Here is a 15,869-nt window from a genome sequence, read left to right on the forward strand (position 1 = left end):
AAGGATAGAACGGCTTGTTTGAGCTCCTCGAAGAGAGCGAGTAGTGAAAGCCTGACCTTTAGGTAACGCCAAAATAAATTAAAAAATTGTCTTTATGAATAATGAATTTAAAGCCTATTACGCCGTTATTTTTACTTCTACCCAAAATAAAAATACAGAAGGCTATGCCCAAATGGCTGAAAAGATGGAAACGCTTGCCAAACAACAAAAGGGTTTTATTGGTATAGAATCTGCTAGAGAAAATATTGGTATTACTGTAAGTTATTGGGAAACTTTAGAAGATATTAAAAACTGGAAACAACAAAGCGAGCATGCACAAGCACAACGCAAAGGAAAGCAAGATTGGTATAGTTGGTACCATGTTAGGGTTTGCAAAGTAGAACGTGAGTATGAGTTTTTGCAACAACAGTAATTTATAAAAAAACCACCTCGTCTTCCATTTCTTTTTTTTGTAAACGGAATCCACTCCTACATGAAAAGAAGGAGAATTTAAAATTGAGTTATCTTTTTAAATGAAAGTAAAATTTGAAAAGCACCTAGAACAACACCTTCCCTTTTTTCAAGGGAAGGTAGATTTGATTTCAATAAGAAAATCAAAGACAGAAGGGTAAACTTATAAGATTGCCACTTTAGCGAAAAGCAAACATGAACAAAACAATAACCTACATAAAACAACATAAAATAAAAACAGTAATTCTTGCTGCACTTTTGCTTGTTTATTATTTCTGCTTACCCAAGCCACTTTTTAAAGACCCAACTGCTACTGTTATAACAAGTGCAAATAACGAATTGCTTGGCGCGCAAATAGCAAAAGATGGTCAATGGCGATTTCCAGAAAACAATGTTGTGCCCGAAAAATTTAAAACTTGTATTATTCAGTTTGAAGACGAATATTTTTACAAACATCCAGGTTTTAATCCTATTTCCATTTTTAAAGCACTAAAACAAAACATACAATCTGGCAAAGTAAAACGTGGCGGAAGCACCATCACACAGCAAGTAATTAGGCTTTCTAGAAAAGGACAACCTAGAACCTATTTTGAAAAAATAAAAGAAATGATTCTTGCTACGCGATTAGAATTGCGCGAAAGCAAAGAACAAATTTTAGCTTTATATAGTAGTCATGCTCCTTTTGGAGGAAACGTTGTTGGTATAGACGCAGCTTCCTGGCGTTATTTTAACAGAAATGCAAACCAACTTTCCTGGGCAGAAAGCGCAACACTGGCTGTTTTACCAAATGCACCAAGTTTAATTTACCCAGGAAAAAACCAGAAACAATTGCTTGTAAAACGAAACCGTTTACTTAAAAAACTGCTAGATAAAGCAATTATAGACTCACTTACCTATAGTCTATCTATTGCAGAAGGTTTACCACAAAAACCCTACCCTTTACCACAAACAGCTCCTCATTTATTGCAAAAAATAGCCAAAACAAATTATGGAAAAAAAATAAAAACAACCATTAATTTAAAGTTGCAAAAACAAACAAATTACATTGCAAAAAACCACTATAACCTATTAAAAACAAATGAGATACATAATTTATCTATTTTGGTTATAGATGTAAAAACACGACAAATTTTAACCTACGTTGGCAACTCTGCAACAGACAAAACACACCAAAAAGATGTAGATATTATAGACAAGCCCAGAAGTACAGGCAGTATTTTAAAACCGTTTTTATATGCTGCCATGTTAGATTCTGGAGATTTGCTACCAAACACTTTAATTGCAGATGTACCAACCCAATACGGAAGTTATGTTCCTGAAAATTTCAATAAAGAATTTGATGGCGCTGTTCCTGCAAGCCTTGCCTTATCGCGTTCTTTAAACGTTCCTGCTGTACGTATGCTACAGGAGTTTGGTTTAGATCGATTTCATCATTATTTAAAAGAATTAAAGCTAAAAGATTTAAAACACAATGCTAATCACTATGGTTTAACTTTAGTTCTTGGTGGTGCAGAAAGCAATCTTTGGGATTTATGTAAAAGCTATGCTTCTTTATCTTCTACCATAAACCATTACACCCAAAATTCTAGCCAATATTTTACTAATGAATTTTGTGAACCTACTTTTTTAGCTTCAGAGAAAATAGATTTTGGAAAGAAAACTTTAGACAAAACCTTATTTGACGCAGCTTCAATTTACTTAACTTATGAAAGTTTAAAAGAAGTAAACAGGCCTGAAAGCGATGAAAGCTGGGAGTTTTTTGATGGCTCGAAACAAATTGCGTGGAAAACAGGAACCAGTTTTGGATTTCGTGATGCCTGGGCAATTGGTACTACCAAAGATTATGTAGTTGGTGTTTGGGTTGGTAATGCAGATGGTGAAGGTAGACCTGGTTTGGTTGGTGTACAAACAGCTGCTCCTGTTTTATTTGATGTTTTTGATTTGTTACCAAATAGCGAGTGGTTTGCAAAACCTTTTGATGAAATGCAAGAAGTTACTATTTGCAAAAAAAGCGGTTATAGAGCAACAGAAAATTGTAAAGAAACACAGAATGAATTTATACAAATTAGCGGATTAAAAACCAAGCCTTGTCCTTATCACATATTGGTTCACTTAGACGCAAATGAGCAATACCAAGTAAACTCTTCGTGTGAGGATATTAGTAATATTACCAACAAATCTTGGTTTGTGCTTCCTCCTTTAATGGAGTTTTATTACAAAACTAAAAACCCTTTTTATAAACCTTTACCTCGTTTTAGAAGCGATTGTTTAGGTGAAAATGTTATTTCTATGCAGTTTATTTATCCTAAAGATAATACAACCGTTTTTTTACCTAAAGATTTTGACGGAAAGACAAACGAACTCATTTTAAAAATGGCACATTCTAAACCAGAAACTACTTTATTTTGGTATGTAGATGCTGAATTTATTGGCACCACAAAAGACATTCATGATATGGCTATTTCACCTATGGTAGGAAAACACATAATCACTGTTGTAGATGCGTTTGGTAACGAAGCTAAACGTTGGATTGAAATATCTAAATAACTAACGTAAAGATTGTCCTTTTGCACACCACCAAGGGCGAATCTCTACAGCTAAACGACCAGCTTGTACCATTGGGTCTAGTGCAGCCAAGCTATCTGCCATTTTTTTATTTGGCACGTTATAGATAGTAATACCACGTACATCTCCATCATCATCAAAAGGACCTATTAAATCTGCAAAGCCTTCGGTATACATCCTACTTAAATGCTCTAAATGTTCTTCTTGCAAGCCTTTATCTACCTCTTCATTCTGGCTTCTTACTGGTCCTGTTTTTAAAAATGCCATGAAATATTTTTGCATGAGTATAGTATCTTGTGTTTTTGGGTCTACATAATCAAACGTTTCAAAACCTTTAGCTTTTAATGTTGCTTTAATTTCTGCAACAGATGGTTCTACTTCTATAACCTCATCTACAACCTCTTCTACAGCATCCATATTTGGAACGGTTGAAATTTCATCTGTAACTGTTTTACTTTCTTTTTTACAGGCAAGAATTGTTGTACATACAAGGATTACAATTATAAATTGTTTCATGGTTCTTTTATTTATTTCTTTTCCAAGCAGCAAAAGGTTTACTACTTAATTGTGAATTATAATATTTTATTTTTCCGGTCACTTCTTTACCTAACCAATCTGGTTTTACAAAGGTTTCCGTTTCGGTTTGCAACTCTACTTCAGCTACGATTAATCCTTGGTTTTCGCCAAAAAATTCATCTACTTCAAAAATATGATTATTTACTTTAACTTCATATCGTATTTTATCAATAACTCCTTTTTTACATAATTGCAAAAGGGATTCTGCTTCTGTTTTAGTGATTTCTTTTTCCCATTCAAAACGCGATAATCCGTTTTTTGAAGACGCTCCTTTTACAGTTAAAAAACCCTGTTCTCCTTTTAATCTTACGCGAACGGTTCTGTTTTTATTAGTACTTAAAAACCCTTGTACAATTCTTGTTTGTTTAAAAGCTTCGTCTTTAAACGCAGTAGATTTTACTAAAAATTTACGTTCTATTTCTAAATTAGATATCTGTTTTTGATTTGTCATTAATATAAATTGTTGAAAGCGCAATTAATGTAATTGCAGACCAATAGGTGCTTGAGATTAAAAATTGTGCAATAGTGAAATTAGTAACAAACTTATTTATTGCTAAAACAGAATCTGAAACTAAAAACAAAAAAGCACCAATGGTAATTAATAAAAAACCATATTCTTTTTTCCAAATATATAGGTTTAAAGCTTGCCATGCCATAAGAACAATACAAGTTATATAAAGCATTACAGGAATTAATAAATTACCTAAATGATCTTTTAAAAACAAAAAAACGAGTCCTGAAATTATTACTAACGGAAGCAACGTTTGTATTCTAGCACTAAACCCATTAATGCTTGTAAATGCATATACAAAAAACACATGACCAATTAAAAAGGAAGCCAAACCCAAAACAAAATAAGCATCAAACATTAAAAAAACATCGCCGATTAGGCAAAAAAGCAACCCTATTAACAGGATAATTTTATAAGGCTTTAACCCATTTTTAGCATACAAAACAGGTAATAACATCACAAGCACTGTAGATAATGGCTTAAACACATAGTGCATAGTGCTATTGTTTATATAAGACGAAACAATGGTACAGAGTACAGAAATTACTATTAAAATTAGAAGAATACTTTTTTTCATGAATTGTTTCATTCTATTATTTTCTAAATTTACATCATGTCAAGCGATTTACCAATTAGAAAAATTATTCATGTAGATATGGATGCATTTTATGCTTCTGTAGAGCAAATGGATAACCCTGAACTACGCGGAAAACCTATTGCTGTTGGTGGAGGCGGAACACGTGGTGTGGTTAGTGCTGCAAGTTATGAAGCAAGAAAATTTGGTGTACGAAGTGCCATTAGTGGCGCACAAGCAAGACGAAATTGCCCAGAACTTATTTTTGTAAAACCCAGATTTGAAAGATATACCGAAATATCGAAAAAAATAAAAAAAATTTTTTACGAGTATACCAATTTAGTAGAACCACTTTCTTTAGACGAAGCCTATTTAGATGTTACTGAAAACAAAAAAGGAAACCCAAGTGCTTCATTACTTGCCAAAGAAATTAGAGATCGTATTTTTAACGAGATAGGTTTAACGGCATCTGCTGGAATTAGTATCAATAAATTTATTGCTAAAGTAGCTAGTGATTATAATAAACCTAACGGACAAAAAACCGTAAATCCGGAAGAGGTTTTAACCTTTTTAGAAGATTTAGATATCCGAAAATTTTATGGTGTTGGTAAGGTAACTGCCGAAAAAATGTACCAAAAAGGAATTTTTACGGGAAAAGATTTAAAAGCTAAAACCCTAGAATACCTTGACGAAAACTTTGGAAAATCTGGACGTTACTACTATTATATTGTTCGCGGAATACATAATAGCGAAGTAAAACCAAATAGAACTAGAAAATCACTTGCTGCAGAACGCACATTTAGCGAAAACCTTTCTTCTGAAATTTTTATGCTTGAAAAATTAAAACATATTGCTGAAGAAGTGTCCAGACGCCTAAAAAAAAGTAAAGTTGCAGGGAAAACAGTAACTCTAAAAATAAAATACAGCGATTTTACTTTACAAACAAGAAGTAAAACTTTGCCTTATTTTATTAGTGATACTAGCATTATTTTAGAAACAGCTAAAGACTTATTGTATCAAGAAAAGATGAGTAATTCGGTACGATTGCTTGGTATTTCTTTATCTAATTTAAATACCGAAAAAGCTAAAAAACCTGTAATTGAAAAAAAAGAGGTTAGTGTACAGTTACAATTTGGCTTTTAAAAATTTAATAAAAGATGCTAGATGTCTCGTTTAGCAAGAATAACATCGCGAAATGTTGGTGCATTTTCGGTAATGCTTCCTGCTCCTTTTTTATTTACTTTAAAGGTAACATCTTTGGTTGTGGTAAATAAAATAACAGATAGAAAGGGTTTTAATAAATAGCCTTTTAAAAATTCAAAAGTTTGATCTAAGGTAAGTTCTTGTTCTTTGTCTTCTGTTTCTTTAGGTCTGTAGTGTACTTTTACTAATACATTAAAATCGCTTTCTGTATCTAGTGGTCTTACAAATATGTTTTTTAATTCTTGCTTACCAATGGTTTTTGCCATAGTTAATTTGGCAAATCTTCCTTCTTGTACACTTTGTTTTACTTGTTCCCAGAAAAGGACAAATTCATCTTGGTATGGCATAAACTACGGTTTATAATAAACATTTTTGAGTCTTCAAAAGTAAGGTTTATAATTGAATTAATTGCTGGTTTGTTTTATATGGTACTGAAATAAAAAACCAGTTACAGGGTTGTAACTGGTTTAAATTATTGTTTTGTTCTTGGTTTCGCGTTAGCGATTGAACGGTTTGTTTGAGCTCCTCGCAGAGAGCGAGTAGTGAAAGCGCGACCCTTGTGGTAACGCCCAAATTTTATTAAAAACTACAGCTTGTAATTTCGGTTACACGTAGTGTGTTTACCATTCCTTTTTCTTGAATTGGCATTGCTGCTAGGCTTATTAGCATGTCTCCTACTTCTAGGTATCCTTTTTTACAGGCTATGGCGTTTACGTCTTCTATAGTTTCGTCTGTGCTTACAAACTTATCGTAATAGAATGCTTTAACTCCCCAAAGCAAGTTTAGCTGTGTTAAAATACGTTTGTTAGATGTAAATACTAAGATGTGTGATTTTGGTCGCCAAGCGGAAATTTGAAATGCTGTATACCCACTATTGGTAAGTGTTGAAATACCTTTTGCATTAATTTCGTTTGCCATATTTGCCGCATGATAACAAATAGACTTTGTAATATATCTTTTGGTACGAATGTGTGGTGGTAATTGTGGTACTTGAATAAGCGGAGAGTCTTCTACACTTTTAATAATGTTAGACATTTGCTTGATTACCTGTACTGGATATTGCCCAACAGAGGTTTCGCCAGAAAGCATTACTGCATCTGCTCCATCCATTACAGAGTTAGCAACATCATTTACTTCTGCTCTTGTTGGTGTAAGGCTAGAAATCATGGTTTCCATCATTTGCGTAGCAATAATTACAGGAATTCTAGCTTTTTTAGCGCGAAGTACTAGTTGTTTTTGAATTAGTGGTACTTGTTCTGCAGGAACTTCTACTCCTAAATCACCACGTGCAACCATTAATCCGTCACAATAGGCAACTATTTTGTCTATATTTTCTACGGCTTCTGGTTTTTCAATTTTTGCTATAATAGGAATTTTATGTTCGCTATGTTTTTTAATTAGTTCTTCTAATTGCATTAAATCTTCTGCATGACGCACAAAAGACAAGGCCATCCAGTCTACCTTTTGTTCTATAGCAAAAATGGCGTCTTCAATATCTTTTTCGGTTAAAGCAGGTTGTGATATATTGGTATTTGGTAGGTTTACTCCTTTTTTAGATTTAAGAGGTCCTCCTTGAATAACTTTAGCTTTAACTTCGGTTTTTTTGTCTGTAGAAACTACTTCAAATATAAGTTTACCATCGTCTAAAAGAATGCGTTCTCCTGGTTTTGCATCTTGAGGAAAACGATCATACGTCATGTATACACGTTTTTTAGTTCCTTCAAAACGTTCTCCTGTTGCAAAAATAATTTCATCTCCTTCTTTTACAATAACATCTCCTTTCATAACTCCTACACGAAGTTTTGGACCTTGTAAATCTCCTAAAATAGCTGCATTGTAACCAAATTCTTCATTTAGCTCACGTATCATTTTGATGCGGTTTTTTACATCATCATAATCTGCATGCGAAAAATTGATTCTAAATACATCTACACCTTCTTCAAGCATACCTTTTAATACTTTTTTGGTACTTGTTGCTGGTCCTAAGGTTGCTACTATTTTTGTTTTTTTTCTTTTTAACATTAGTTAAATATTAATTGTTCTGTAGTTTTTAATTTGTTTGCATCAATACCAAAAGCAGTTATTACTTGAGGTATTTCTAAAATTTTATTTAAAGCTTGCTTTTGTAAGTGTTGATAAGGATCATCACTTATCTTTAAAATAAAATTTACTTTCTTGTATTCGGGAATTAAATAGTTTGTTTTGGTAAATTTTTCTTGATTTACAAATAATGAAGTAGCATCTACTGCATCATTTACTTCTATTTTGCTAATGTTAGCAACTAAATTCCAGATGGTTTGCTGTTTTTGGTCATTCCATTCAAAAATAGAATAGCTAGATGTGTCTTTATATTCTATATCTACATCTTTTCTTTTAAGTTTTAAACCTAAATAATGGTTAACTAAATAGGTCAACCTGTAGTCTTCAATAGAGCAGTGTATACCTATTAAAGTATAATCAATATCATCTATAAAATCTTCAAGAATTAGTTTTCGCAAAATATTAATCCCTTTTAATTATTGTAAATATAGTATTAAAAACGAACAACTATGTTAAGCTATAGCTAATCTTAACAGTATTTTTTAACGAAAACGATATAGTTTGTGTACTATATAATTTAATTTGAAGATGGTCTAGGAATTTGTTTTTGCAAAGCAAAAAATGCACGTTTAGAGGCTTTTTCTTCTGCTTTCTTTTTTGAAGTTGCACGTGCCTTAGATATAACTTTTTTATCTATAGAAAGTTTTACCGAAAAATGTCTGATGTTATCATTACCTGAATCTTCATAGACATCATAATTAAAGTTTTTCTTTTCTTTCTGGCACCATTCTATAAGCAGGCTTTTATAACTTATTACCTTGCCTTCTAGAGTTTCAATATCTACATGTGGTGTAATAATACGTTTGTAGATAAATTTTTCACAATACTTATAGCCTCTATCTAGATAAATAGCACCTACTAAAGCTTCAAATAGGTTTCCGTGAATATTATCTCCAAACTGACCTTTTGGTATTTTACTTTCTACAAGTTTAATTAGCTCAAGGTCTCTACCAAGTTCATTTAAGTGCTCTCTACTTACAATTTTAGAACGCATTTTGGTAAGATAGCCTTCGTCTCCACTTGGTACTTCTATATATAAGTGATGTGCAATTACAGCACTTAACATAGCGTCACCTAAAAACTCTAATCGTTCATAATTAATAGCATGTCCTTTGCTATTTTTTATATTCATAGAGCGATGCGTAAAAGCAGTATGGTAAAATTTTAATTTCTTTGGTTTAAAGCTTAAAATTTTACTAATAGCCATATAAAAATCTTCGTTACTTTTAGAACGAGATTTAAATATGTTACTAATATAGCTCATTAAAATTAATCTAGCTTCTTAAATAATACACAAGCATTATGACCACCAAAGCCAAAGGTATTGCTCATGGCTACTTTAACCTCTCTTTTTTGCGGATGGTTAAGCGTTAGGTTTAATGCTGGATCTATATTTTCATCAACCGTTTTGTGGTTAATTGTAGGAGGCACAATGCCATGTTCTATTGCAAGTATAGATGCAATAGATTCTATAGCTCCTGCTGCTCCTAATAGATGACCAGTCATAGATTTTGTAGAATTAATGTTTATGTTTTTTGCATGATCGCCAAAAACTTCAGAAATAGCTTTAAGTTCTGCAACATCTCCTAGAGGTGTTGAGGTACCATGTGTATTTATATGGTCTACTTCTTCTGGTTTCACTCCTGCATTTTCTAAACAATTTTTCATAACAGCAATAACTCCAATTCCATCAGGATGTGGTGCTGTCATGTGGTATGCATCAGAAGACATTCCTCCTCCTAATACCTCAGCATATATTTTTGCTCCTCTAGCTTTTGCATGTTCATATTCTTCTAAAACAATAGCTCCTGCTCCTTCACCTAAAACAAAACCATCTCTGGTCGCGTCAAAAGGTCTAGATGCTGTTTCTGGGCTTTCATTTCTAGTAGATAAAGCATGCATGGCGTTAAAACCTCCCATTCCAGCAATAGTAACTGCTGCTTCACTTCCTCCTGTAACAATAACATCACAATGTCCTAAACGAATATAGTTTAAGGCATCAATCATTGCATTTGCAGAAGAGGCACAAGCCGAAACTGTTGTGTAATTAGGACCCATAAATCCATTTTTAATAGAAATATTTCCAGGTGCAATATCTGCAATCATTTTTGGGATAAAGAAAGGATTAAATCTTGGTGTACCATCTCCTTCTGCAAAGTTTAAAACTTCGTTTTGAAAAGTTTCCAATCCTCCAATTCCTGCTCCCCAAATAACACCTACACGTAGTTTATTAATGGTATCAAGATTTAACTTAGCATCTATGATAGCTTCGTCTGAAGCTACCATAGCGTACTGAGTGAACCTGTCCATTTTACGCGCCTCTTTTCTATCTAGAAAATCGGTGGCATTAAAGTTTTTTATTTCACAAGCGAACTTGGTTTTGAACTTTTCTGTATCAAAATATGTTATAGGCGCAGCACCACTTTTTCCATCTATTAAGGCTTGCCAATATTGATCTTTGGTATTACCAATTGGTGTTAATGCTCCTAACCCTGTAACTACAACTCGCTTTAGTTCCATAAATCTGTTCTTATTTAGCTGCTTCTATGTATGAAATAGCTTGACCAACTGTTGCAATATTTTCAGCTTGATCATCTGGAATTTGAATATCGAATTCTTTTTCGAACTCCATAATTAATTCTACAGTATCTAATGAGTCTGCTCCTAAATCGTTTGTGAAGCTAGCTTCCGTTACAACTTCGTTTTCATCAACTCCTAGTTTGTCTACGATAATCGCTTTTACTCTTGATGCAATGTCTGACATAATCTTTTTAATTTTAAGTTTTATTAGATGGCAAAAATAAAAAACTTTATTTTAAAACACACTTTTAGTTTAAAAATGTGGTTCTAATTTAATAAATAAAGCTGAATAATTCTTTTTTAACCTCTAATTGTTAATAATTATTCTTTTTTTTGTTCGAACAATTTTAACATTATTATCTGTAAATGAAACGTATTGTAATTTTTGCTTCCGGAAGTGGAACTAATGCTGAAAATTTAATTAAGTTTTTTCACAACAGAGAAAATGCGTCTGTTATTCAGGTTCTAACTAACAATCCTCATGCCAAAGTATTAGACAGGTGTAAGAAACTAAAAATTAGCGCATTATCTTTTAACAAAACAGCTTTTATTGAAACCAATGATGTCTTGGACATACTTATAAGCAAGCAACCAGACTTAATTGTACTGGCAGGTTTTTTATGGAAATTCCCTGAAAATATTCTAGCAAAATTCACGAATAAAGTAATAAATGTTCATCCTGCTTTGCTGCCAAAATTTGGAGGAAAAGGCATGTATGGCATGCATGTTCATGAAGCTGTAGTAAACAATAAAGAAAAAGAAACTGGAATAACGATTCATTATGTAAATGAACATTATGATGAAGGAGCTATCATTTTTCAAGCAAAATGCGAAGTAAAACCTACCGACTCTGCCGAAGATGTTGCTAAAAAGATTCATACATTAGAAATGAAACACTTTCCAGAAGTTGTTAATGATCTTTTAAGTTAAATTTAAAAAATTCCTACCTTCTTACAGAAATGACAAGATGAGTAAAAAGAAAAAAAAATATTACACGGTTTGGAAAGGACACCATGTTGGTGTTTTTGATAATTGGAATGACTGCAAAGCGCAAATAAAGGATTACCAAGGTGCGCAATACAAGTCTTTTCCTACTTTTGATGCCGCAAAAAAAGCACTTAATGGCAGCTATAAAGATTATGTAGGCAACAATAAAAAATTTAAAAGCGAACTTACTCCAGACCAATTAAAAAAAATAGGACAACCCAATTACAACTCTATTGCTGTAGACGCTGCTTCCTCTGGAAATCCTGGCGTTATGGAATATCGTGGTGTAGAAACAAAATCTAAAAAACAGCTTTTTATTCAAGGGCCTTTTGCCGAAGGAACAAATAACATTGGTGAATTTTTAGCTTTGGTTCACGGATTAAGCTTTTTAAAAAAACACAACAGTAACTTTATTATATATACAGACTCAAAAACAGCAATGAGTTGGGTGCGCAAAAAAACCTGTAACACCAAACTAAAACGAAATGAAAAAAACAAGCCTGTTTTTGATTTAGTAGATCGTGCTATAGATTGGTTAAACAAAAACACCTACACTACAACCATTGTAAAATGGGAAACCAAAGCCTGGGGAGAAATACCTGCAGATTTTGGAAGAAAATAAATCACTTATTATTACTATCCTTTTTAATAAAAACCTGTTTTAAATAACACTTTAAATTTTCTACTATTTTTTATTGTAATACTTCTACCATTTACACGTCTAAAACAACTAATTTATGTTTACTATTTTTTATTAATCATACACCTTATAATAAACGTAAATACTAGGTAAGTAATGTAAATTATCTTATTCAAATATTTTTTAGTTTTATTGGTCTTTAAAAAACGTATATTTGCAAAAAATTAATAACAATATCGCTTTATGAGCAAATTAGTAATTGTTGGTACTGTAGCCTTTGATGCCATTGAAACACCTTTTGGTAAAACAGATAAAATTCTTGGAGGAGCAGCAACGTATATTGGTTTTTCTGCAGCCAATTTTGATAATATAGATGCAGCAGCAGTTTCTGTTGTTGGTGGAGATTTCCCTGAAGAATATCTAAATCTATTAACCGAAAGAAAAATAAATATAGAAGGAGTAGAAATAGTAAAAGAAGGCAAAACCTTCTTTTGGAGTGGTAAATATCATAACGATATGAACTCTCGCGATACTTTAGCAACAGAACTTAATGTACTAGAACATTTTACACCTGTTGTACCTACAGACTACCAAGATGCAGATATTGTAATGCTTGGAAACCTACATCCATTAACACAACAAAGCGTTCTTGACCAAATGTCTAAAAAACCAAAACTGGCTATTTTAGACACCATGAACTTCTGGATGGATATTGCAATGGATGATTTAAAAGCAGTATTAAAAAACGTAGATGTTATTACCATTAATGACGAAGAAGCGCGCCAATTATCTGGAGAATATTCTTTAGTAAATGCCGCAAAGAAAATACATGAAATGGGTCCTCAATATGTAGTTATTAAAAAAGGAGAACACGGAGCCTTATTATTTAATGACGAAAACATGTTTTATGCACCAGCATTACCTCTAGCCGAAGTTTTTGACCCAACAGGAGCAGGAGATACTTTTGCAGGTGGCTTTGCAGGATACATTGCTAAAACGGGTAACATTTCTTTTGACAATATGAAGAAAGCTGTAATATACGGATCAGCACTAGCATCGTTTTGTGTAGAAAAATTTGGAACCGAACGCATGTTAACGTTAACAGATAAAGAAATCTACGAGCGCTTGCAGCAGTTTAAAGATTTAACACAATTTGAAATTGAATTAAAATAAAAAAACGCGCTCTAAAATGGAGCGCGTTTTTTTATTACTGCTAAACAACAAACTCTTAACTATTATAGCTTAATACAAGGAGTTAGCACGTTAAGTAAAACACAATAAAAGAACAACAAACACAACATAACAAGATGAGCGATGCTTTAAAACATGAATGTGGAATTGCACACATTAGACTCTTAAAACCATTAGAATTTTACAAAGAAAAATATGGTACCGCATTTTATGGCGTAAATAAAATGTACCTAATGATGGAGAAACAACACAATAGAGGACAAGATGGAGCTGGTTTTGCAAGTATTAAACTAGACACTAAACCAGGAGAACGATACATAAGCAGAGTACGCTCTATAGCACAACAACCTATTCAAGATATTTTTGCACAAATCAATGCTAGAATAAACAAAGAGCTTACAGATCATCCAGAATACTTAAATGACGTTGCCTTACAAAAAAGTAAAATTCCATATATAGGCGAAGTACTTTTAGGTCATGTTCGTTATGGTACCTTTGGTAAAAATAGCGTAGAAAGTGTACACCCTTTTTTAAGACAAAATAACTGGATGCACAGAAATCTTATTCTTGCAGGAAACTTTAACATGACAAATGTTAAGGAGCTATTTAAAAACCTGTTAGATCTTGGCCAACACCCAAAAGAGTATACCGACACCATTACAATAATGGAAAAAATTGGACACTTTTTAGACGATGCTGTTGCTAAAATTTATAAAAAACTTAAAAAAGAAGGCTATAATAAAAATGAGTGTTCTCCTTTAATTGCGGAAAGATTAAACGTTGCCAAGATTTTACGAAGAGCTGCAAAAAACTGGGATGGAGGTTATGCAATGGCTGGGCTTTTAGGGCATGGAGATTCTTTTGTACTTCGTGATCCTGCCGGAATAAGACCAACCTATTATTACCAAGATGATGAAGTTGTTGTTGTTGCTTCAGAAAGACCAGTAATACAAACTGTTTTTAATGTAGATTTTGACCAAGTAAAAGAACTAGAACCAGGACACGCAATCATTACCAAAAAATCTGGTGAGGTTTCCATTCAAGAAATTTTAAAACCTTTAGAAAGAAAAGCATGTTCTTTTGAACGCATCTATTTTTCTCGAGGAAGTGATGCAGAAATTTACCAAGAACGTAAAGAATTGGGTAAATTATTAATGCCAAAAGTTTTAGAAGCGATTAATAACGACACTGAAAACTCTGTTTTTTCATACATCCCTAACACAGCAGAGACTTCCTTTTTCGGAATGATTGAAGCCGTTGACGAACACCTAAACCAAAAGAAAACAAAAGCAATAATTGCAGGAGATGGTAAACTCTCTAAAGAGCGCGTTATTGAAATATTATCAGAAAGAACAAGAATTGAAAAAATAGCTATTAAAGATGTTAAGCTAAGAACTTTTATTACAGAAGACAGTAGTAGAGATGATTTAGTTGCACATGTATATGATGTTACCTATGGCGTAATTAAACCAACCGACAACCTAGTTATTATAGATGATAGTATTGTAAGAGGTACCACTTTAAAAAAGAGTATCATTAAAATGATGGATAGACTACATCCTAAAAAAATAGTTGTAGTCTCTTCTGCACCACAAATTCGCTATCCAGATTGCTATGGTATAGACATGGCTAATCTAGAAGGATTAGTTGCTTTTAGAGCAATGTTAGCTTTATTAAAAGAAAACAACAAATACCATTTAATAGAAGAAGTATACAATAAGTGTAAAAAGCAAATAGACTTACACGATTCTGAAGTTAAAAACTTTGTAAAAGAATTGTATGATCCATTTACAGATGATGAAATTTCAGATAAAATTTCAGAACTATTAAGTGACGAAACAGTAAATGCAGAAGTAAAAATATTATTTCAACCAGTTAGTAATTTACATAAAGCATGTCCTAATAATTTAGGAGATTGGTATTTTACAGGAAACTATCCTACTGTAGGAGGAAATAGAGTAGTAAATAGAGCTTTTATTAATTTTTACGAAGGAAATAACGAACGCGCATATTAAAGATTTTTCTTACTTAATTATATAATTGCTTGATTTTAAGTCACTTAATCTATATTAAAAGCATTTCGTCTAAAAGATTTCTCTACAAAAAGAAATAAAACTACTTTAGTAATACCATAACATAAGTAGGTTAAGTTTATGGTAGATTTGGGGCAAAAAAGGTGGACATTAGTTCACCTTTTTTATTTTTCAGTTTTATAAGATATTTCTTTCTAAAACAGACTTTTTTATCCTTTAGACTAATATATTAGTCGTTTATCTAATAATTTTCAATATTTAACCAAAGCAGGCTTATATTTGTAAAACCATAACATAAGTAGGTTAAGTTTATGGTAGATTTGGGGCAAAAAAGCTGAACGCTAGTTCAGCTTTTTTCATTTTACATCCTCACAAAAAAAAAGACATATAGTAGTTATACTATTTACAATATTTTTACGTTATATAAATATCACCATAACATAAGTAGGTTAAGTTTAT

Annotated in this window: 16 protein-coding genes; 7 read left to right on the top strand and 9 right to left on the bottom strand. The window is 32.4% G+C overall.

What is annotated here, in order from left to right; all coding sequences use genetic code 11:
* The first annotated feature begins 94 nt into the window (after positions 1-94).
* Together KO494_RS00090 and pbpC are read left to right on the top strand one after the other, a co-directional pair.
* A complete protein-coding gene (locus KO494_RS00090; protein WP_215965547.1) occupies positions 95-412 on the top strand; it encodes an antibiotic biosynthesis monooxygenase in 318 nt (105 codons plus the stop codon).
* Between the two features lie 233 nt (positions 413-645).
* On the top strand, positions 646-2,997 hold the full coding sequence (gene pbpC, locus KO494_RS00095) for a penicillin-binding protein 1C (protein WP_215965548.1): 2,352 nt from the start codon (positions 646-648) through the stop codon (positions 2,995-2,997).
* On the opposite strand, the gene KO494_RS00100 is transcribed toward pbpC, so the two are convergent.
* Genes KO494_RS00100 through KO494_RS00110 form a run of 3 tightly spaced genes read right to left on the bottom strand, consistent with a single transcriptional unit; the run spans position 2,998 to position 4,679 of the window.
* Entirely contained in the window at positions 2,998-3,531 is a 534-nt protein-coding gene (locus tag KO494_RS00100) for a YciI family protein (protein ID WP_215965549.1), read from the bottom strand.
* Between the two features lie 7 nt (positions 3,532-3,538).
* Positions 3,539-4,042, bottom strand: coding sequence for a CYTH domain-containing protein (locus KO494_RS00105; protein ID WP_215965550.1), 504 nt, complete (start codon positions 4,040-4,042; stop codon positions 3,539-3,541).
* Positions 4,017-4,679: a lysoplasmalogenase gene (locus KO494_RS00110; protein ID WP_215965551.1), complete on the bottom strand. Its 663-nt coding sequence runs from the start codon at positions 4,677-4,679 to the stop codon at positions 4,017-4,019. The genes KO494_RS00105 and KO494_RS00110 overlap by 26 nt, the downstream gene beginning before the upstream one ends.
* 36 nt (positions 4,680-4,715) lie before the next feature.
* Between KO494_RS00110 and dinB the strand changes: the two genes are divergently transcribed.
* Positions 4,716-5,819 (top strand): DNA polymerase IV, encoded by a 1,104-nt coding sequence (dinB, locus tag KO494_RS00115; RefSeq protein WP_215965552.1) that lies wholly within the window; start codon positions 4,716-4,718, stop codon positions 5,817-5,819.
* A gap of 17 nt (positions 5,820-5,836) precedes the next feature.
* Here dinB and KO494_RS00120 read toward each other — a convergent pair whose 3' ends face one another.
* The 6 genes from KO494_RS00120 to KO494_RS00145 all read right to left on the bottom strand — a co-directional run bounded on the left by KO494_RS00120 (position 5,837) and on the right by KO494_RS00145 (position 10,743).
* Positions 5,837-6,226: a hypothetical protein gene (locus KO494_RS00120; RefSeq protein WP_215965553.1), complete on the bottom strand. Its 390-nt coding sequence runs from the start codon at positions 6,224-6,226 to the stop codon at positions 5,837-5,839.
* Positions 6,227-6,458: 232 nt separating this feature from the next.
* Positions 6,459-7,901 carry a pyruvate kinase gene (gene pyk / locus KO494_RS00125; protein ID WP_215965554.1) on the bottom strand — a complete coding sequence of 481 codons (1,443 nt, stop codon included), beginning with the start codon at positions 7,899-7,901 and terminating at the stop codon, positions 6,459-6,461.
* Complete coding sequence (locus tag KO494_RS00130) at positions 7,901-8,377, bottom strand: IPExxxVDY family protein (protein WP_252730202.1); 477 nt, start codon at positions 8,375-8,377, stop codon at positions 7,901-7,903. Before KO494_RS00130 ends, pyk begins: the two co-directional genes overlap by 1 nt.
* Before the next feature lie 119 nt (positions 8,378-8,496).
* Entirely contained in the window at positions 8,497-9,243 is a 747-nt protein-coding gene (gene rnc, locus KO494_RS00135; RefSeq protein ID WP_215965555.1) for a ribonuclease III, read from the bottom strand.
* Between the two features lie 5 nt (positions 9,244-9,248).
* A complete protein-coding gene (fabF, locus tag KO494_RS00140) occupies positions 9,249-10,499 on the bottom strand; it encodes a beta-ketoacyl-ACP synthase II (RefSeq protein WP_215965556.1) in 1,251 nt (416 codons plus the stop codon).
* A gap of 10 nt (positions 10,500-10,509) precedes the next feature.
* The gene (locus tag KO494_RS00145; protein WP_007647141.1) at positions 10,510-10,743 is read right to left on the bottom strand and encodes an acyl carrier protein; all 234 of its coding nucleotides are present in this window, start codon (positions 10,741-10,743) and stop codon (positions 10,510-10,512) included.
* Positions 10,744-10,925: 182 nt separating this feature from the next.
* Between KO494_RS00145 and KO494_RS00150 the strand changes: the two genes are divergently transcribed.
* The 4 genes from KO494_RS00150 (at position 10,926) to KO494_RS00165 (ending at position 15,392) form a co-directional block, all read left to right on the top strand.
* Positions 10,926-11,489 (top strand): phosphoribosylglycinamide formyltransferase, encoded by a 564-nt coding sequence (locus KO494_RS00150; RefSeq protein WP_215965557.1) that lies wholly within the window; start codon positions 10,926-10,928, stop codon positions 11,487-11,489.
* Between the two features lie 37 nt (positions 11,490-11,526).
* The gene (locus tag KO494_RS00155) at positions 11,527-12,168 is read left to right on the top strand and encodes a viroplasmin family protein (RefSeq protein ID WP_215965558.1); all 642 of its coding nucleotides are present in this window, start codon (positions 11,527-11,529) and stop codon (positions 12,166-12,168) included.
* A gap of 261 nt (positions 12,169-12,429) precedes the next feature.
* The gene (locus KO494_RS00160) at positions 12,430-13,359 is read left to right on the top strand and encodes a PfkB family carbohydrate kinase (RefSeq protein ID WP_215965559.1); all 930 of its coding nucleotides are present in this window, start codon (positions 12,430-12,432) and stop codon (positions 13,357-13,359) included.
* A gap of 134 nt (positions 13,360-13,493) precedes the next feature.
* A complete protein-coding gene (locus KO494_RS00165; RefSeq protein WP_215965560.1) occupies positions 13,494-15,392 on the top strand; it encodes an amidophosphoribosyltransferase in 1,899 nt (632 codons plus the stop codon).
* Positions 15,393-15,869 lie beyond the last annotated feature (477 nt).

Source organism: Lacinutrix sp. C3R15 (assembly GCF_018860825.1).
In the GTDB taxonomy this organism is placed as follows: domain Bacteria; phylum Bacteroidota; class Bacteroidia; order Flavobacteriales; family Flavobacteriaceae; genus Oceanihabitans.